General features: G+C 55.5%; 18 protein-coding genes. 13 read left to right on the top strand and 5 right to left on the bottom strand.

Translation table 11 applies throughout. The features are described from left to right. A partial coding sequence (icd, locus tag AC0TNG_RS23860) for an NADP-dependent isocitrate dehydrogenase (protein ID WP_473713182.1) occupies window positions 1-1,237 on the bottom strand: 1,237 nt, incomplete at its 3' end. Between the two features lie 117 nt (window positions 1,238-1,354). On the opposite strand from icd, the gene rluE reads away from it, so the two are divergent. From rluE to AC0TNG_RS23820, 8 genes are all read left to right on the top strand, one after another. Then, the gene (gene rluE, locus AC0TNG_RS23855) at window positions 1,355-2,008 is read left to right on the top strand and encodes a 23S rRNA pseudouridine(2457) synthase RluE (RefSeq protein WP_032650888.1); all 654 of its coding nucleotides are present in this window, start codon (window positions 1,355-1,357) and stop codon (window positions 2,006-2,008) included. Window positions 2,009-2,017: 9 nt separating this feature from the next. Continuing rightward, complete coding sequence (locus tag AC0TNG_RS23850; RefSeq protein WP_023292763.1) at window positions 2,018-2,491, top strand: NUDIX hydrolase; 474 nt, start codon at window positions 2,018-2,020, stop codon at window positions 2,489-2,491. A 40-nt stretch (window positions 2,492-2,531) separates the two neighbouring features. Continuing rightward, a complete protein-coding gene (gene mnmA, locus AC0TNG_RS23845) occupies window positions 2,532-3,644 on the top strand; it encodes a tRNA 2-thiouridine(34) synthase MnmA (RefSeq protein WP_417927225.1) in 1,113 nt (370 codons plus the stop codon). A gap of 27 nt (window positions 3,645-3,671) precedes the next feature. Then, entirely contained in the window at window positions 3,672-4,301 is a 630-nt protein-coding gene (hflD, locus tag AC0TNG_RS23840) for a high frequency lysogenization protein HflD (protein WP_008500756.1), read from the top strand. Window positions 4,302-4,320: 19 nt separating this feature from the next. Next, the gene (gene purB / locus AC0TNG_RS23835; RefSeq protein WP_008500757.1) at window positions 4,321-5,691 is read left to right on the top strand and encodes an adenylosuccinate lyase; all 1,371 of its coding nucleotides are present in this window, start codon (window positions 4,321-4,323) and stop codon (window positions 5,689-5,691) included. 123 nt (window positions 5,692-5,814) lie between these two features. Further along, window positions 5,815-6,486, top strand: coding sequence for a two-component system response regulator PhoP (phoP, locus tag AC0TNG_RS23830; RefSeq protein WP_024908594.1), 672 nt, complete (start codon window positions 5,815-5,817; stop codon window positions 6,484-6,486). Further along, window positions 6,487-7,950, top strand: coding sequence for a two-component system sensor histidine kinase PhoQ (phoQ, locus tag AC0TNG_RS23825; RefSeq protein WP_024908595.1), 1,464 nt, complete (start codon window positions 6,487-6,489; stop codon window positions 7,948-7,950). 92 nt (window positions 7,951-8,042) lie between these two features. Then, a complete protein-coding gene (locus AC0TNG_RS23820) occupies window positions 8,043-9,164 on the top strand; it encodes a ribosomal protein uL16 3-hydroxylase (RefSeq protein ID WP_267216700.1) in 1,122 nt (373 codons plus the stop codon). 42 nt (window positions 9,165-9,206) lie between these two features. On the opposite strand, the gene pepT is transcribed toward AC0TNG_RS23820, so the two are convergent. Beyond that, window positions 9,207-10,430, bottom strand: a complete 1,224-nt coding sequence (gene pepT, locus AC0TNG_RS23815) for a peptidase T (RefSeq protein WP_463726854.1) — start codon at window positions 10,428-10,430, stop codon at window positions 9,207-9,209. A gap of 237 nt (window positions 10,431-10,667) precedes the next feature. On the opposite strand from pepT, the gene potA reads away from it, so the two are divergent. From potA to potD, 4 genes are read left to right on the top strand one after another with little or no spacing between them, the layout of a single operon-like run. After that, entirely contained in the window at window positions 10,668-11,810 is a 1,143-nt protein-coding gene (gene potA / locus AC0TNG_RS23810; protein ID WP_175557795.1) for a spermidine/putrescine ABC transporter ATP-binding protein PotA, read from the top strand. Next, entirely contained in the window at window positions 11,794-12,651 is an 858-nt protein-coding gene (gene potB / locus AC0TNG_RS23805) for a spermidine/putrescine ABC transporter permease PotB (RefSeq protein ID WP_267216701.1), read from the top strand. Before potA ends, potB begins: the two co-directional genes overlap by 17 nt. After that, on the top strand, window positions 12,648-13,439 hold the full coding sequence (gene potC, locus AC0TNG_RS23800) for a spermidine/putrescine ABC transporter permease PotC (protein ID WP_090417336.1): 792 nt from the start codon (window positions 12,648-12,650) through the stop codon (window positions 13,437-13,439). Before potB ends, potC begins: the two co-directional genes overlap by 4 nt. Beyond that, window positions 13,436-14,470: a spermidine/putrescine ABC transporter substrate-binding protein PotD gene (gene potD / locus AC0TNG_RS23795; RefSeq protein WP_024908601.1), complete on the top strand. Its 1,035-nt coding sequence runs from the start codon at window positions 13,436-13,438 to the stop codon at window positions 14,468-14,470. Before potC ends, potD begins: the two co-directional genes overlap by 4 nt. 47 nt (window positions 14,471-14,517) lie before the next feature. Here potD and AC0TNG_RS23790 read toward each other — a convergent pair whose 3' ends face one another. Further along, the gene (locus AC0TNG_RS23790) at window positions 14,518-15,747 is read right to left on the bottom strand and encodes an EAL and HDOD domain-containing protein (protein WP_048989594.1); all 1,230 of its coding nucleotides are present in this window, start codon (window positions 15,745-15,747) and stop codon (window positions 14,518-14,520) included. A 237-nt stretch (window positions 15,748-15,984) separates the two neighbouring features. Here AC0TNG_RS23790 and AC0TNG_RS23785 point away from each other — a divergent pair, with 237 nt between their 5' ends. Then, entirely contained in the window at window positions 15,985-17,916 is a 1,932-nt protein-coding gene (locus tag AC0TNG_RS23785) for a methyl-accepting chemotaxis protein (RefSeq protein WP_473713181.1), read from the top strand. Window positions 17,917-17,961: 45 nt separating this feature from the next. On the opposite strand, the gene cobB is transcribed toward AC0TNG_RS23785, so the two are convergent. Next, window positions 17,962-18,783: a Sir2 family NAD+-dependent deacetylase gene (gene cobB / locus AC0TNG_RS23780; protein ID WP_032650873.1), complete on the bottom strand. Its 822-nt coding sequence runs from the start codon at window positions 18,781-18,783 to the stop codon at window positions 17,962-17,964. A gap of 14 nt (window positions 18,784-18,797) precedes the next feature. After that, window positions 18,798-19,709: an N-acetylglucosamine kinase gene (gene nagK / locus AC0TNG_RS23775; protein ID WP_473713180.1), complete on the bottom strand. Its 912-nt coding sequence runs from the start codon at window positions 19,707-19,709 to the stop codon at window positions 18,798-18,800. Between the last annotated feature and the right edge of the window lie 32 nt (window positions 19,710-19,741).

The raw sequence follows: 19,741 nt of genomic DNA, 5'->3' as shown, positions 1-19,741 counted from the left end.
TAATCGCGTCGCCAAACTCTGAACATTTCAGCAGCTTAGCGCCTTCCATCAGACGTTCGAAATCGTAAGTTACGGTTTTCGCGTTGATCGCGCCTTCCATACCTTTAACGATCAGGTCTGCGGCTTCGAACCATTCCATATGACGCAGCATCATCTCTGCGGACAGGATGATAGAGCCTGGGTTCACTTTGTCCTGACCTGCGTATTTTGGTGCAGTACCGTGGGTCGCTTCGAACAGGGCGCACTCGTCACCGATGTTCGCGCCAGGGGCGATACCGATACCGCCAACCTGTGCTGCCAGAGCGTCAGAGATGTAGTCACCGTTTAGGTTCATACAGGCAATCACGTCGTATTCTGCAGGACGCAGCAGGATCTGCTGCAGGAACGCATCGGCGATCACATCTTTAATGATGATCTCTTTGCCGGTGTTCGGGTTTTTGATCTTCTGCCATGGGCCACCGTCGATCAGCTCACCGCCGAACTCTTCTTTCGCCAACTGGTAACCCCAGTCTTTGAACGCGCCTTCGGTGAACTTCATGATGTTGCCTTTGTGAACCAGGGTCACAGAGTCACGGTCGTTGGTGATTGCATATTCGATGGCTGCACGCACCAGACGCTTGGTCCCTTCTTCGGAGCACGGCTTAATGCCGATACCGCAATGCTCAGGGAAGCGAATTTTCTTCACGCCCATCTCTTCGCGCAGGAATTTAATCACTTTTTCTGCGTCAGCAGAGTCGGCTTTCCATTCGATACCCGCGTAGATGTCTTCTGAGTTTTCGCGGAAGATAACCATATCGGTCAGTTCAGGGTGCTTAACCGGGCTAGGGGTGCCCTGATAGTAACGAACCGGACGCAGACATACGTACAGGTCCAGCTCCTGACGCAGTGCCACGTTCAGGGAACGGATACCGCCGCCAACTGGCGTCGTCAGTGGGCCTTTAATAGCAACGCGGTAGTCGCGGATCAGGTCCAGCGTTTCTGCTGGCAGCCAGACGTCCTGGCCATAAACTTGAGTAGATTTCTCACCGGTGTAAATTTCCATCCAGGAAATTTTACGCTCGCCTTTGTAGGCTTTCTCAACAGCGGCATCAACCACTTTCAGCATTGCCGGGGTAACGTCTACACCGATACCGTCACCTTCGATGAACGGGATAATCGGATTGTGAGGAACGTTAATCTTGCCGTTTTGCAGGGTGATCTTTTTACCTTCCGCCGGAACAACTACTTTGCTTTCCATTAACCTCTCCTTCGAGCGCTTCTGGTTGTTACTGATCTTATGTTAATAAATTGTAATGAGCCCTTCGATAGTACCTGATTGTCCTGCGCCATGAAAGGTCTTCGTTATTAGGCTATAATGCGGCAATTGATAACGCCTGAAAATACCATGAAGAAAACTTCTTTTACAAAACACCGGGTTGAGCGATTCAGCTCGCGACAAGCCGCCAGAAGACCGCAGGAAACCCAGCCGAAGCGGGTTATTTTGTTCAATAAACCCTACGATGTTTTGCCGCAGTTTACCGATGAAGCCGGGCGCAGCACGCTGAAGGACTATATACCTGTTCAGGGCGTCTACGCCGCGGGCCGTCTGGACCGCGACAGCGAAGGCCTGCTGGTCTTAACCAACGACGGCGCCTTGCAGGCGAAGCTCACGCAGCCCGGGAAACGCACCGGTAAAATTTACTTCGTCCAGGTCGAAGGCGAGCCGGACGAAGAAACGCTGGAAAAATTACGCAGCGGCGTGACGCTGAACGACGGCCCCACCCTGCCCGCAGGTATTGAACGCGTGAATGAACCGGAGTGGCTGTGGCCGCGCAACCCGCCGATTCGCGAACGCAAATCCATTCCTACAAGCTGGCTCAAAATTACCCTTTATGAAGGCCGCAACCGCCAGGTTCGCCGCATGACCGCGCACGTCGGCTTCCCTACCCTGCGTCTGATTCGCTACGCCATGGGCAGCTACACGCTGGAAACGCTGGCAAACGGCGAATGGCGAGACGTCACCCCTTAAGGAGTCACTATGTTTAAACCTCATGTCACGGTTGCCTGCGTGGTCCACGCTAAGGGTAAATTCCTTGTTGTCGAAGAGAGCATTAACGGCAAAGCGCTGTGGAACCAGCCTGCCGGGCATCTTGAAGCCAATGAGACCCTGCTGCAGGCCGCGAAACGCGAGCTGTGGGAAGAGACCGGCATTCACGCTGAACCCCAGCACTTCATCCGTATGCACCAGTGGATCGCGCCCGATCACACTCCGTTCCTGCGCTTTTTATTTGCCGTTGAGCTTAGCGAAACGTGCGCCACAGAGCCGCAGGATGACGATATCGACCGCTGTCTGTGGGTCACTGCCGACGAGATCCTGAACGCGCCAAACCTGCGCTCGCCGCTGGTTGCGGAAAGCATTCGCTGCTGGCAGTCTGCTGGCCGCTTACCGCTGGATGTCATCGGCGCATTTAACTGGCCGTTTACAGAGGGTGCCAATGGTGGGGGGGCGTGATAGAATACGCCGCCTTGAAGTTCAATGTCGTGAGTATTCCATGTCAGATAATAGCCAGAAAAAAGTGATCGTCGGCATGTCCGGCGGTGTCGATTCCTCCGTTTCCGCCTACCTGTTACAGCAACAGGGCTATAAGGTGGAGGGCCTGTTCATGAAGAACTGGGAGGAAGATGATGGCGAGGAATACTGCACTGCCGCTGCGGATCTCGCCGACGCGCAGGCCGTATGCGATAAGCTCGGCATTGAACTGCACACCGTTAACTTTGCCGCAGAATACTGGGACAACGTTTTTGAACTGTTCCTCGAAGAGTACAAAGCGGGCCGCACGCCGAACCCGGATATTCTGTGCAACAAAGAGATCAAATTTAAGGCCTTCCTCGAATTCGCTGCAGAAGATCTGGGCGCAGACTACATCGCGACCGGTCACTACGTGCGTCGTGCAGACATGAATGGCAAAAGCCAGCTGCTGCGCGGTCTGGACGGCAATAAAGATCAAAGCTATTTCCTCTATACGCTGAGCCACGAGCAAATCGCCCAGAGCCTGTTCCCGGTCGGCGAGCTGGAAAAGCCGCAGGTGCGTAAAATCGCCGAAGAGCTGGACCTGATCACCGCGAAGAAAAAAGACTCTACCGGCATCTGCTTCATCGGCGAGCGCAAATTCCGCGATTTCCTGGGACGTTACCTGCCCGCACAGCCGGGTAAAATTGTCACCGTCGACGGTGAAGAGATTGGCCAGCATCAGGGGCTGATGTACCACACGCTCGGCCAGCGTAAAGGCCTGGGTATCGGCGGGACCAAAGAAGGTAGCGAAGATCCGTGGTATGTTGTCGACAAAGACGTCGAAAACAATATTCTGGTTGTTGCCCAGGGTCACGATCATCCGCGTCTGATGTCCGTTGGCCTTATCGCCCAGCAGCTGCACTGGGTCGATCGTGAGCCGCTGAAAGGCACGCTGCGCTGCACGGTGAAAACCCGCTACCGCCAGACCGATATTCCTTGCACCATTACCGCGCTTGATGACGATCGCATTGACGTGCGCTTCGACGAGCCGGTCGCCGCCGTCACCCCGGGTCAGTCTGCTGTCTTCTACAGCGGTGAGATCTGCCTGGGCGGCGGGATCATTGAACAGCGCCTGCCGCTGCCTGCTGTTTAATACGATTGCACACATAAAGGAGACCGTGTGGCGAAGAACTACTATGACATCACCCTGGCACTGGCGGGAATTTGCCAGTCAGCCCGTCTGGTGCAACAGCTGGCGCATCAGGGTCATTGCGATGCTGACGCCCTGCACGTTTCACTCAACAGCGTTATCGATCTCAACCCCGGCTCGACCCTGGGTGTGTTCGGCGGCAGTGAAACCAATCTTCGTCTCGGTCTTGAAACCCTGCTTGGCGTGCTTAACGCCAGCAGCCGTCAGGGATTAAACGCGGAGCTGACCCGCTACACGTTGAGCCTGATGGTGCTGGAGCGTAAGCTGAGCGCAGCAAAAGGCGCGCTCAATACCCTGGGCGATCGTATTGCCGGGTTACAGCGTCAGCTCGACCATTTTGATCTGCAGTCCGACACGCTGCTCAGCGCCATGGCCGGCATTTATGTTGACGTCATCAGCCCGCTGGGCCCGCGTATTCAGGTCACCGGATCCCCTGCCGTGCTGCAAAGTCCGCAGGTACAGGCAAAAGTGCGTGCGTCCCTGCTGGCTGGGATCCGCGCCGCTGTGCTGTGGCACCAGGTTGGCGGTGGCCGCCTGCAGTTAATGTTTTCTCGTAATCGCCTGACCACTCAGGCAAAACAAATTCTTGCTCATTGTTAACCTCCCGGAGTTGCGAATTATGGAATTATCCTCACTGACCGCCGTATCCCCTGTCGATGGACGCTACGGCGATAAAGTCAGCGCGCTGCGCGGGATCTTCAGCGAATATGGTTTGCTGAAGTTCCGTGTTCAGGTTGAAGTACGCTGGCTGCAAAAGCTGGCCGCCCAGGCAGCAATCAAGGAAGTTCCTGCTTTTGACGAAAAGGCAAACGATTACCTTGATAAAATCGTTGCTGAGTTTAGCGAACAAGACGCCGCGCGCATTAAAACCATTGAACGCACCACCAACCACGACGTGAAAGCGGTTGAGTACTTCCTGAAAGAGAAAGTGGAAAGCGTCCCTGCGCTGCACGCCGTGTCTGAGTTCATTCACTTCGCCTGTACCTCTGAAGACATCAACAACCTGTCTCATGCGCTGATGCTCTCCACCGCGCGCAAAGAGGTGGTGCTGCCTTACTGGCGTAAAATCATCGACGCGGTAAAAGCGCTGTCCGTGGAATACCGCGACATTCCGCTGCTCTCCCGTACTCACGGCCAGCCAGCCACGCCATCCACGATGGGTAAAGAGATGGCGAACGTCGCGTACCGTATGGAACGCCAGTACCGTCAGCTGGAGCAGGTTGAGATCCTCGGCAAAATCAACGGCGCGGTCGGTAACTATAACGCCCACATTGCCGCTTACCCGGAAGTGGACTGGCACCAGTTCAGCGAAGAGTTCGTGACCTCTCTGGGCATTCAGTGGAACCCGTACACTACCCAGATTGAGCCGCACGACTATATCGCCGAGCTGTTTGACTGCATTGCGCGCTTCAACACCATCCTGATCGACTTCGATCGTGACGTGTGGGGCTACATCGCCCTGAACCACTTCAAGCAGAAAACTATCGCGGGTGAAATCGGCTCTTCCACCATGCCGCACAAAGTGAACCCAATCGACTTCGAAAACTCCGAAGGCAACCTGGGCCTGGCGAATGCCGTGCTGCAGCATATGGCGAGCAAACTGCCGGTATCCCGCTGGCAGCGCGACCTGACCGACTCCACCGTACTGCGTAACCTGGGCGTGGGCATTGGCTACGCGCTGATCGCGTATCAATCCACCCTGAAAGGCGTAAGCAAACTGGAAGTAAACCGTGACCGTCTGCTGGACGAGCTGGATCACAACTGGGAAGTGCTGGCGGAGCCAATCCAGACCGTGATGCGTCGTTATGGCATCGAAAAACCGTACGAGAAGCTGAAAGAGCTGACCCGCGGCAAACGCGTTGACGCCGAAGGCATGAAGCAGTTTATCGACGGTCTGGCGCTGCCGGAAGAAGAGAAAACGCGCCTGAAGGCGATGACTCCGGCGAACTACATTGGCCGCGCCATCACCATGGTCGACGAGCTGAAGTAACGCCCCTCTCCCCCTTTTCGCCCGAAAAGGGGGATGCTTTTCCCCGGTTTACTCAATGTTTATCCCCACAACAACATAATCAGCGTTAAACTATTCATACCAATTATTTAGGGAGAAGAGATGATGCGCGTACTGGTTGTTGAGGATAACGCATTGCTACGTCATCACCTGAAGGTTCAGCTTCAGGAGATGGGACATCAGGTGGACGATGCTGAAGATGCAAAAGAAGCCGATTATTATCTCAATGAACACCTGCCGGATATCGCCATTGTCGATTTAGGGTTGCCTGACGAAGACGGTCTGTCGTTAATTCGCCGCTGGCGCAGCCACGATGTCTCCCTGCCGGTTCTGGTTCTGACCGCCCGTGAAGGCTGGCAGGATAAGGTCGAAGTGCTCAGCGCGGGGGCAGATGATTACGTCACCAAGCCGTTCCATATTGAAGAGGTGGCGGCGCGCATGCAGGCGCTGTTACGCCGCAATAGCGGGCTGGCTTCACAGGTTATTTCCATCCCGCCTTTCCAGGTCGATCTCTCCCGCCGGGAATTATCCATCAATGATGAAGTGATCAAGCTCACCGCCTTCGAATACACCATCATGGAGACGCTGATCCGTAACAACGGCAAGGTAGTGAGCAAAGACTCCTTAATGCTCCAGCTCTATCCTGATGCTGAACTGCGCGAGAGCCATACCATTGACGTGTTGATGGGACGTTTACGTAAGAAAATTCAGGCGCAATATCCGCAGGATGTGATTACTACCGTCCGTGGCCAGGGCTACCTGTTCGAATTACGCTAAATGAGACGGATCTTGCGCCATATTTTGCCCCTCTCGCTGCGGGTGCGCTTTTTACTGGCAACGGCAGCCGTCGTGCTGGTGCTGTCGCTCTCCTACGGCATGGTGGCCCTGGTGGGCTACAGCGTCAGCTTTGATAAAACCACCTTTCGCCTGCTGCGTGGCGAAAGCAACCTGTTTTATACCCTGGCGAAGTGGGAAAACAATAAAATCACCGTCGAAATGCCGGAAAACCTCAATCAGCAGAGTCCCACGCTGGCCCTGATTTATAACGAAAAGGGGAAGCTACTGTGGGCGCAGCGTGATATCCCGTGGCTGGTCAAAAGCATTCGTCCGGACTGGCTCAAAACCAACGGTTTTCATGAAATTGAAGCCGATCTCAACACCACCAGCTCGCTGATCCGTGAAGATCGCTCCCTGCAGCAAAAGCTGAACGAGATCCGCGCCGACAACGCCGAAACGGAGATGACGCACTCCGTCGCGATTAACCTCTACCCGGCGACGCTGAACATGCCGCAGCTGACCATCGTGGTGATCGACACCATTCCGGTCGAGCTGAAGCGTTCTTATATGGTCTGGAGCTGGTTCATCTACGTTCTGGCGGCGAATCTGCTGCTGGTGATCCCGCTGCTGTGGGTGGCGGCGTGGTGGAGCTTGCGCCCCATTGAATCACTGGCGAAAGAAGTTCGTGAACTGGAAGAACATCATCGCGAGAAGCTGAACCCGGAAACAACCCGTGAGCTCACCAGCCTGGTGCGTAACCTCAATCGCCTGCTGAAAAGTGAACGCGAACGCTACGATAAATACCGTACCACCCTTACCGACCTGACCCACAGCCTGAAAACCCCGCTGGCCGTGATGCAAAGTACCCTGCGTTCAATGCGCAGTTCGAAGCTGAGCGTCGACGATGCCGAGCCGGTGATGCTAGAACAGATCAGCCGTATTTCACAGCAAATTGGCTATTACCTGCATCGCGCCAGCATGCGTTCCGGCAGCGCGCTTCTGAGCCGCGAGCTGCATCCGGTAGCGCCGCTTCTGGATAACCTCACGTCCGCCCTCAACAAGGTGTATCAGCGTAAAGGGGTGAACATCAGCCTCGATATCTCGCCAGAGATAAGCTTTGTGGGTGAAAAAAATGACTTCATGGAAGTCATGGGTAACCTACTGGATAACGCCTGCAAATACTGTCTGGAGTTCGTGGAAGTGTCTGCACGTCAGACGGAAACCGAGCTGCATATCATCGTTGAGGATGATGGCCCGGGGATCCCGCGCAATAAACGTGACGTGGTGTTCGATCGCGGTCAGCGCGCCGATACGCTACGTCCAGGCCAGGGCGTAGGATTAGCCGTCGCGCGCGAGATTGTCGATCAGTACGACGGAAAAATCGAAACCAGCGAAAGCCTGCTGGGCGGCGCCAGAATGGAGGTCATTTTTGGTCGCCAGCAGCCCACATCGAACGATAGTTAACCCGTTATGTGAAAAATGCGAGGATCTCGCAGCCGGGGGGCTGAGCTTCCGTTATAATCCGAGTCAGTAAGAGCCTGCGGAATAAAAAAATTATGGATTATCACTTAACACTTAACTGGCCCGAGTTTATTGAACGTTACTGGCAGAAACGCCCGGTGGTTCTGAAGCGCGGGTTCAGCAATTTTGTCGACCCTATATCGCCTGACGAACTGGCCGGCCTGGCCATGGAAAACGAAGTCGACAGCCGTCTGGTCAGCCACCAGGACGGGAAATGGCAGGTTAGCCACGGTCCTTTCGAAAGCTACGATCACCTCGGTGAAAACAACTGGTCTCTGCTGGTGCAGGCGGTCAACCACTGGCACGAACCGACGGCCGCCTTAATGCGTCCGTTCCGCGCCCTGCCCGACTGGCGCATGGACGATCTGATGATCTCCTTCTCCGTTCCTGGCGGTGGCGTCGGTCCGCATCTGGACCAGTACGACGTGTTTATTATTCAGGGTACGGGCCGCCGCCGCTGGCGCGTGGGCGAAAAAGTGCCAATGAAGCAGCACTGCCCGCATCCGGACCTGCTTCAGGTTGACCCGTTTGAAGGGATTATCGACGAAGAGCTGGAGCCGGGTGACATTCTCTACATTCCGCCGGGATTCCCTCACGAGGGCTACTCGCTGGAAAACTCACTCAACTACTCCGTAGGATTCCGCGCGCCAAGCGGCCGCGAGATGATCAGCGGATTTGCCGACTACGTTCTGCAACGCGAGCTGGGCAGCTATCGTTACAGCGACCCTGATGTACCTGCGCGCGAGCATCCGGCCGATATCCTGCCCGTAGAGCTGGATAAGCTGCGCGGCATGATGCTGGATCTGATTAACGAGCCGGAGCACTTCAAACAGTGGTTTGGCGAGTTTATCAGCCAGTCTCGTCACGAGCTGGACGTTGCGCCGCCGGAGCCGCCGTATCAGGCTGACGAGATTTATGATGCGCTCCAGCAGGGCGATAAGCTGGTACGTCTGGGCGGATTACGCGTGCTGCGCATTGGTGAGGACGTGTTCGTCAACGGCGAGAAGCTGGACTCACCGCACCGTCCGGCGCTGGAAGCCATTGCCAGCCATCTGGTGCTGACTGCCGACACCTTTGGTGATGCGCTGGAAGACCCATCCTTCCTCGCGATGCTTGCCGCGCTGGTCAACAGCGGGTACTGGTTCTTTGAGGACTGAGTCGCTGTAATGCCCGGTGGCGCTTCGCCACCGGGCTTTTTCTTACCGCTTCGCGGTCAACTCCGCTATCCGCACAATCACCTTCACCGCCTTTTCCATCCCTTCGAGCGTCACAAACTCATGCTTGCCGTGGTAGTTATAGCCACCGGTAAACAGGTTCGGGCACGGCAGCCCCATAAACGACAGCTGAGAACCGTCGGTGCCGCCGCGAATCGGCTTCAGCTGCGGTTCAATATCGCAGTCGCGCATCGCCTGCTGGGCGATATCGAGAATATGCGGATGCGCCATCACCTTCTCGCGCATGTTGTAATAGCTGTCTTCGATGATGAGTTCAATGTAGCAATCAGGGTGTAATCCTTTACCCACCTTCTTGGCGATCTCCATCATCTTACGCTTGCGCGCCTCAAAGGCTTTGCGTTCGAAATCGCGAATGATGTAGTGCATCTGCGCGCTGTCCACGGTGCCTTTGATGCTGGTCAGGTGATAGAAACCTTCATACCCTTCGGTCTGTTCAGGGCTCTCTTCCGCCGGGACTTCCGCATGAATTCTGGATGCCAGCGACAGCGCGTTCACCATGACGCCTTTCGCCGAACCGGGGTGAACGTTATTGCCGACAATTTTGATCGTAACGGACGCGGCATTGAAGTTTTCATACTCCAGTTCACCGACGCCGCCGCCGTCAACGGTATAGGCCCACTGCGCGTTAAAGGCCTCCACGTCGAAGTGCTTCGCCCCCTTGCCGACCTCTTCGTCCGGCGTAAAGGCCACGCGGATATCCCCGTGCGGAATGTTTTTATCCTTCAGCACCGCCAGCGCGGTCATGATTTCGGCAATGCCCGCTTTATCATCCGCCCCCAGCAGCGTTTTGCCGTCGGTGGTGATCAGCGTCTGGCCCAGCAGCTGGTGCAGCACCGGGAACATGACGGGCGAGAGCACTTCGTCGCCAATGCCCAGCGCAATGTCGCCGCCGCGGTAGTTTTCCACAATCTGCGGGTTCACATGTTTACCGCTAAAATCCGGAGAGGTGTCGACATGGGAGATAAAGCCAATCGCCGGAATGTCACCCGGGACATTCGCCGGCAGCGTTCCCATCACAGTGCCTTTCTCGCTTAACGTGACGTTGACCAGCCCCATGGCGTCAAGCTGCTCTTTGAGCAGATTTAATAACTTCCACTGGCCTTCGGTGCTCGGCACCTGGCGAACACCCGGCTTAGATTGGGTATCCAGCGAAACGTACTGTAAAAAACGCTCAAGTAATTTATCCATGCAGTCACCCTCACTTTTTGTGACAACATTATCAATAAGCATCAAAACGCAAATATTGCGTCAGGTCACTTTTATCCCGCAAACGAGAATATTTTCCGTTTATATCGTTATGCGTTAGTAAATGTAGCTTATGAATCAGTGACAAGGATTGGCGATTGCAGGGGATTGCCGTAGAATGTCCGCCCTCATTACGAGTCACCAAGGTGGTTACACACAAACCCCGCTTCAGTCTGCTGCCTGAGGCGTCTATATGGGACAGCGCAAAAATTGAATACACAAACCCGTTCACCGCTGGTGAAACTGGAACGAATTCGTAAAAGTTTTGATGGCAAGGACGTCATTTCCGACCTCACTCTCACCATCAATGACGGTGAGTTTCTGACGCTGCTTGGCCCCTCCGGCTGCGGCAAAACAACCGTACTGCGCCTTATCGCCGGGCTGGAAAGCGTCGATAACGGCCATATCCATCTTGAGAACCAGGACATCACCCGGGTTCCTGCCGAAGATCGCCACGTCAATACTGTCTTTCAGAGCTATGCCCTCTTCCCGCACATGACCGTGTTTGAAAACGTGGCGTTCGGCCTGCGGATGCAAAAAACCCCGGCGAGCGAGATCGAACCGCGCGTTACCGACGCCCTGCGAATGGTGCAGCTTGAGACGTTTGCTCAGCGTAAACCCCATCAGCTTTCCGGCGGCCAGCAGCAGCGCGTGGCCATCGCCCGCGCCGTGGTCAACAAGCCGCGTCTGCTCCTGCTGGATGAATCCCTCTCGGCGCTGGATTACAAGCTGCGCAAGCAGATGCAGAACGAGCTCAAGGCCCTGCAGCGCAAGCTCGGCATTACCTTTGTCTTCGTCACCCACGATCAGGAAGAGGCCCTGACCATGTCCGACCGCATCGTGGTGATGCGTGACGGTAAAATCGAGCAGGACGGCACGCCGCGTGAAATCTACGAAGAGCCGAAGAATCTGTTTGTCGCCAGCTTCATTGGCGAGATCAATATCTTCGACGCCACGGTGATTGAGCGTCTGGACGACCAGCGCGTGCGCGCCAGCGTCGAAGGACGCGAGTGCAATATCACGGTAAATTTCCCCGTCGAAAAGGGACAAAAGCTCAACGTTCTGCTGCGCCCGGAAGATCTGCGCGTCGATGAAATTCACGGCAATACCGAGGCCGAAGGGTTAATCGGCTATATCCGCGAGCGCAACTACAAAGGGATGACGCTGGAGTCTGTCGTCGAGCTGGAGAACGGCAAAATGGTGATGGTCAGCGAATTCTTTAACGAAGACGACCCTGACTTCGACCACTCTCTCGACCAGAAAATGGTTATCAACTGGGTAGAAAGCTGGGAGGTTGTGCTGGCTGATGAAGAACACAAGTAAATTCCAGAATGTGGTGATTGCCACGATCGTCGGTTGGCTTGTGTTGTTTGTCTTTCTCCCCAACCTGATGATTATCGCCACCAGCTTCCTGACCCGCGACGATACCCATTTCGTTTCGCTGGTCTTTACGCTGGACAACTACGCGCGCCTGCTCGATCCGCTCTATTTTGACGTGCTGCTGCACTCGCTCAATATGGCGCTGATTGCCACGATTGCCTGCCTGGTACTGGGATATCCCTTCGCGTGGTTCCTCGCGGGCCTGCCGCAAAAGGTGCGCCCCCTGCTGCTGTTTTTACTGATTGTTCCCTTCTGGACGAACTCGCTCATCCGTATTTATGGTCTGAAGATTTTCCTCAGCACAAAGGGTTACCTGAATGAGTTTCTGCTGTGTCTGGGGGTGATTGATACGCCGATACGCATCATGTTTACCCCGAGCGCGGTGATTGTCGGCCTGGTCTATATCCTGCTGCCGTTTATGGTGATGCCGCTCTACTCCAGCATTGAGAAGCTGGATAAACCGCTGCTGGAAGCCGCAAAAGATCTGGGTGCCAGTAAGCTGCAGACCTTTATCCGTATCATTATTCCGCTGACGATGCCCGGTATTATTGCGGGCTGTCTGCTGGTGATGCTCCCGGCGATGGGCTTGTTCTACGTTTCTGACCTGATGGGCGGGGCGAAAAACCTGCTGATTGGGAATGTGATCAAGAGCCAGTTCCTCAACATCCGCGACTGGCCGTTCGGGTCCGCCACCAGCATCACGCTGACGGTGGTGATGGGTCTGATGCTGCTGGTCTACTGGCGCGCATCACGGCTGCTGAATAAGAAGGTGGAACTCGAATGATCGGTCGACTGCTTCGCGGCGGTTTTATGACCGCCATTTACGCTTACCTGTATATCCCGATCATTATTTTGATCGTGAACTCGTTTAACAGCTCGCGCTTTGGGATTAACTGGCAGGGCTTTACCACCGACTGGTACAGCCTGCTGATGAACAATGACAGCCTGCTGCAGGCCGCTCAGCACTCGCTGACGATGGCGATCTTCTCCGCCACCTTCGCCACGCTGATTGGCTCCCTGACCGCCGTGGCGCTCTATCGCTATCGCTTTCGCGGTAAGCCGTTCGTCAGCGGCATGCTGTTTGTGGTGATGATGTCGCCGGACATCGTGATGGCGATTTCGCTGCTGGTGCTGTTTATGCTGCTGGGCGTACAGCTTGGCTTCTGGTCGCTGCTGTTTTCCCATATCACCTTCTGCCTGCCGTTTGTGGTGGTGACCGTCTTTGCGCGCCTGAAAGGGTTCGACGTGCGCATGCTGGAGGCGGCGAAAGATCTTGGCGCCAGCGAGATGATCATCCTGCGTAAAATCATCCTGCCGCTGGCGATGCCCGCCGTGGCGGCCGGATGGCTGCTGAGCTTCACCCTGTCGATGGATGACGTGGTCGTGTCCTCCTTCGTGACCGGGCCGAGCTATGAAATTCTGCCGTTGAAGATCTATTCGATGGTGAAAGTCGGCGTCTCACCGGAGGTGAACGCGCTGGCGACCATTCTGCTGGTGTTTTCGCTGGTTCTGGTGATCGCCAGCCAGGTTATTGCTCGTGATAAAACAAAATCTCAGGGGACAATGAAATGAAAAAAATGCTCGCCGCTGCGGCGCTGGTGCTTGGCATGGGTGCCGCGCACGCTGATGACAGCAAAACGCTCTACTTCTACAACTGGACCGAGTATGTGCCGCCGGGCCTACTGGAACAGTTCACCAAAGAGACGGGCATCAAGGTGATCTACTCGACCTACGAGTCGAATGAAACCATGTATGCCAAGCTCAAAACCTACAAAGACGGCGCGTACGATCTGGTGGTTCCTTCCACCTACTTTGTCGACAAAATGCGCAAAGAGGGCATGATCCAGAAGATCGATAAAACAAAGCTAACTCATTTTTCAAACCTCGATCCGGAGATGCTCAACAAGCCGTTCGACCCGAATAACGACTACTCCATTCCGTATATCTGGGGGGCAACCGCGATTGGCGTTAACAGCGAGGCCGTCGATCCGAAAACGGTGACGAGCTGGGCCGACCTGTGGAAACCGGAGTACAAAGGCAGCCTGTTGTTAACCGACGACGCGCGTGAAGTGTTCCAGGTGGCGCTGCGCAAGCTGGGCTACTCGGGCAACACGACGGATCCAAAAGAGATTGAAGCGGCGTATACCGAGCTGAAAAAGCTGATGCCTAATGTGGCGGCGTTCAACTCTGATAACCCGGCTAACCCGTATATGGAAGGCGAAGTGAATCTGGGGATGGTGTGGAACGGCTCCGCGTATGTGGCCCGCCAGGCCGGTACGCCGCTTGAGGTGGTCTGGCCGAAAGAAGGCGGGATCTTCTGGATGGATAGTCTGTCGATTCCGGCCAACGCGAAAAACGTTGAAGGGGCGCTGAAGCTGATTAACTTCCTGCTGCGCCCGGACGTAGCGAAACAGGTTGCCGAGACAATTGGCTACCCGACACCAAACCTCGCGGCACGCAAGCTGCTGAAGCCTGAAGTGGCTAACGATAAATCGCTCTACCCGGATGCCGAAACCATCAGCAAAGGTGAATGGCAGAACGATGTCGGTGACGCCAGCCGCCTCTACGAAGAGTATTACCAGAAATTAAAAGCGGGCCGCTAACCGGTATCGCGTTCTTCCTCACGCCGCCTGCGCGGCGTGAGGGGGAATTAACTGACCGCATTCTCTCCTGCCCAGATCGTCGCCTTTCTCATCGCCTCCACCACCTCCTCATCCGACAGACCCAGCGCCTGACGAACCCGGGCCGCCTCGTCCCACTGCTGCTGTTCATAGTAACGGCAAAGGCTCACCATATCGGCTAGCCGTCCCTCCTGGTCGCACAGCGCGTTGCTCACGCTCTGCGGCACCGCAATTTGCTTCATTAACTCCGCCATCGGCAGCTCAAGGAGGGTATCGAGCAGAGAAAACAGGCCGCACATGAACGCATTTTCAGCCAGCGCCGGTTCTTTCATCGTCTCAGCTATCAGTTCACAGAACTTACCGCGCATCATACTCAACGGGTAAAGCTCGCTGACGGTATCATTGCCGGCACTGGCGAGGACCACGACGGCAACAAATCGCCTCAACTGGTTTTCCCCGAGGTATCTGAGCACCTCACTCAGGGTTAACTTGCTGAAATTACAGGCACCCACATGCTTAAACGCCGTATGCTTCATGTAGCGCATGATTTTATAAGAGAGCGTGAGATCGGTTTTTATCAACGACTCGACGATCCGAAAATCAGGCTTATTGCGTCCGACCTCCATTTGCAGCCTAAAAATCGCCAGCTGATTTTGCGACAGCCGTTTATATTTGATGACCTCCGGACGGCAGAAAAAATAGCCCTGAAACAGCGAGAATCCCTCCTCCTTGTATTGGTTGAATTCCTCTTTAGTCTCAATTTTTTCAGCAAGATATTTAATATGTCCAGTCAGGTGTTTACGCGCTTTCAGATACGCTTTAATTTGCGCTAAGGTGTAATTTCTGACGTCGAATTTCAGGATTGAAATATAGGGTAAAAATGCATCCCATTCTGGTGCAAGGGTAAAATCATCAAGCGCAAACTGATAGCCATGCGCATTCATCTCCCTGACGGCCTGCAGCAGCTCGGCCCCTGGCACAGCATCTTCAAGGATCTCAATGACCACGCTCTCTTTATCCAGCGCTTCACCACTGCGGTCAATGACCATTCGCGACGGGAAATTAATAAACGACGTATGCGCCCCGGCGATGCGCTGGGACGGCACGCATAAAAACTGATCGGATATCATTCTGGACGTGGCATATTCCGCCGACACATCCGGAAAACGATTTGTCATCCCGTCTCTGAAGAGCAGCTCATAGGCCACCGTATTCATTTCAGGGTTAAAAATGGGTTGTCGCGCGATAAATCCGTACATATCCCATCCTCCTCTACCACTTTATATTTATTAGCATCCTCTTTCTACACGACGATAACGAGCATTATCGAGCACTATTTTGATTGAATGCACAAAATAAAAGCATCCACACTAATTAACGGGATTTACTATTCTGGAATTTAAATTAAATATACCCGGCCCTCTACAGAAAGAAGGAAATATATCCGATAAGGAATATGTGCCTGCCCGACACGCACAACATTACGGGAGATGAGAATGAAAGACGCCATGGTCCGAAGATCTAAAATAAGAGTCAAGACGTTGATGCTATTGTCCATTTTCCTCACCGTGACGGTGGGCTTTACGGCAACGATCGGGTTTATGATGTGGCAGTGGATGGCGCAGCAGGAGGTGCTGGCCAAAAAACATATCCGCCAGATTGCCGAGGTGCAAGCTTTACAGGTCAGCAAACAGCTGGATTCTGCCCTGACTGCCGCCCGGGACATGGGCAACAGCGCGCTGGCGCTGCGCGAGGCGGGGGTATTCGATCGCCAGAGCCTGAACCAGCTGCTCATCCACTATCTGTCGGCTCATCCCCAGTTTCTCTCTATGTCGATGGCCTTTGAGCCCAACGCGTTTGACGATAAAGATGCCGCCTTTGCCGGTCAGAGTGGTGAAGATCCTACAGGACGCTACGCCCGCTACGTCGACCGCGACGCTACCGGCAAACCGGCCTTACACCTGCTGACGGACATCGAAACGCCCGGCAGCGGTGATTATTATCTGCTGCCGAAACAGCGGCATAAAGATGTGATCATCGAACCCTATATTTACCCCTACAACGGCGTGGACGTGATGCTCACCTCGATTGCCGCACCCATCATGCGTGACGGTCAGTTTCTGGGCTCGGTCACCTCTGACTTCTCGCTCGCCACGCTGCAATCGACGATCGGCGCGATTAAACCGTGGAACGGCACAGGCTACGCCCTGCTCCTCTCCGCGGGTAATAACGTGGTGTCCAGCCCGGACAAGCGCGCAGCAGGCAAGCCTTACGCCGGTCAGATTGCCGGTCATGACGTCACCCGGATAAACGATCCGCTGCTGAAGGAAGATGTGTTTATCACCTGGCAGGACATCGCCGTCGGTAATAGCCAGACGCCGTGGAGGCTGGCCATTATCACCCCGGTCAGCGAAGTGATGGCCGAAGCGCGCGCATTTTTGCTGAAAGCCATCATCCTGATGGTGTTAAGCATCGTGGCGGTTAGCCTGGTGATGGCGCAGATCTTTACCCGCAAGGTTGACCGTCCGGTGGGGGGTGAACCTTCGGAAGCCGCCGGGATCGCCCTGGCCGTCGCCCGGGGGGAGCTGAACAACACCATCCCGGTTCGCTCCGGGGATACCCACAGCATTTTTTATGCCCTGCACACCATGCAGATGCAGCTTAAGCGCATCGTCGACAACATCAGCGAAGCCAGCCATTCGGTGCACGGCGGGACCAGCGAAATTTCGGCGGGCAACCTTGATCTCGCCTCGCGAACCGAAGAACAGGCGGCGGCGATTGTTGAAACGGCAGCCAGCATGGAAGAGATTTCGGTCACGGTGAAGAATAACGCCGACAACGCCCATAAGGCGACGAAGCTGACCGATCGCGCCGCGAGCCTCGCCGGGCATGGCGAAACGCTGGTGAACGACGTAGTCGTGGTGATTGGCGAGATTGACGAGAGCGCGCGTAAGATCGGTGAGATTAACAGCATCGTCGATGGCATCGCCTTCCAGACCAATATCCTGGCGCTAAATGCGGCCGTTGAAGCGGCGCGTGCAGGCGAACAGGGGCGCGGTTTCGCGGTGGTCGCAGGTGAAGTGCGCAATCTTGCCCAGCGAAGCGCTAACGCGGCCAAAGAAATTTCCCAGCTGATTGCCGAGTCCTCAGGCCGCGTCAGCAAAGGCGTTGAACTGGTCAATGAGACCGGCGTAATGATGAAACAGGTGATTGAGGCGGTGTCGCACGTGCATCTGGTCATCAACGATATTGTTCAGGCGCTGGACGAGCAGAACTGCGGGATTAGCCAGGTCAGCACTGCCGTTAACCAGATGGACAGCACCACCCAGCAGAACGCCTCTCTGGTTCAGCAGATCTCAGCGGCGGCGCTCTCGCTGGACGAGCAGGCTAAATCGCTCGAGAAGACGCTGGCGTTCTTTCATTCTTAAATAAAAAGGCACCCGTCCAGCGGGTGCCTTTTCACGCTATTCGCGTTACAGACCTTTCAGCAGCTTGTCGACAAACTCCGGGACAACCGTGCTTGCCAGACCGTAGTGTTTCTCTTCAAACTCGCTGCCCACCTGGCTTGGCTCAAGGTTGAGTTCAACCGTATGCGCACCGTGCAGTCGCGCTTCGTGGACAAACCCCGCCGCCGGATAAACGTGGCCGGATGTGCCGATGGCGATAAACACGTCGGCCATCGCCAGCGCGCTGTAGATCTCATCCATTCCCAGCGGCATTTCGCCGAACCAGACCACGTGCGGTCGCAGGCGCGACGGGAACTGGCAGCAGTGGCACTTATCCTCCGGCAGCACGTCTTCTTTCCAGTCAAGCACCTGACCGCTCCAGGCGCAGCGAACCTTGAGCAGCTCGCCGTGCATATGGATGATGTTCTTGTTGCCGGCCCGCTCGTGCAGGTTGTCGATATTCTGCGTTACCAGCAGAAAACGATCGCCCAGCGCCTCTTCCAGCTTCGCCAGCGCCAGATGCGCCGCATTAGGCGCAACGTCAGGCTGCTGAAGCTGACGACGGCGGGCGTTGTAAAACGCCTGCACGAGATCCGGGTCGCGGGCAAAACCTTCCGGCGTGGCGACATCCTCCACGCGGTGCTCTTCCCACAGCCCGTCCGCCGCGCGGAAGGTTCGAATTCCTGACTCGGCGGAGATCCCCGCCCCGGTCAGCACCACCACTCTGGGTTTATCCATCGCTTCTGGCATTATTCTGTCTCTGAAAAAGATCCGCTGGCGCAAGCGCTCACGTAAGCGGCGTTTGTTTTTGCGAAAACGGCTGAGTCGACCCTGGCGACGCGACAGCATAGAAACCTCGTAAACTAATCGGTGAGATGAAGGAATGCGGCTCCGCGCATCCCTCCTGCGTCCCCGTGTCGCGCGCGTTCAATACGCGGCACGCGGGCAACCGGCAATAAGTGTCGGGGCAAACGCCCGGACAACCGTTCCGTAATCGCGGTAAAGTTTGAGAGCCCTCCCCCGATCACCAGCAGATCCGGGTCGACGATGGTGAGAATATTTCCCAGACACACCGCCAGCAGATCCAGATAGCGCTCGACGTGCTCACGCACCTGCGCATCCCCTTGCTCCCACAGGGTAATGATTTGAGGGGCCTCAAGTTTCTGATGATAGAAGTGTTCGTAAAGCCATGCAAACCCGCGGCCGGAAAGGTAGTTCTCAATACAGCCGTGCTGGCCACAGCCGCAGCGGGTCAGCGGGAAATCACGCCCCACCACCTCGAGAGCATCCACCGGCAGGCGGATATGGCCAAACTCGCCGGTGATGTAGCTGCGGCCGGTGATGGGCTTACCGTTGACGACGATTCCCCCGCCTACGCCGGTACCGAGGATCAGCCCCATCACCAGCGGGTAGCGACGGAATTCATCATCCCAGGCTTCAGAGAGCGCGAAGCAGTTGGCATCATTGTCTAAACGCACGTCGCGTTCAAGGAGGGCAGAGAGATCGGCGCGCAGCGGTTTACCGCTGGCGGCAGGCACGTTGGCCGCGTAAAGCGTACCGTCGTCGGTTTCGGGCATGCCCGGAATACCGATGCCGACGCTGCCTTTCACGCCGAAACGTTCATCCGCCTGCGCCACCAGCGCGGCAATGGCGGTTAAAAATTCGTCGTAGCTTTCGCGCGGCGTGGGAACGCGGGTTTCCCACTGCAGTTTGAGGTCTTTATCAAACACGCCGAGCGCAATCTTGGTGCCGCCAATATCAAATCCATAATACATAACGCATTCCTCTTTCGATCTGGCGACCCGAA

It is taken from the genome of Enterobacter sp. PL_is514 (assembly GCF_055816715.1).
This window is presented reverse-complemented; position numbering and strand designations above follow the sequence as displayed.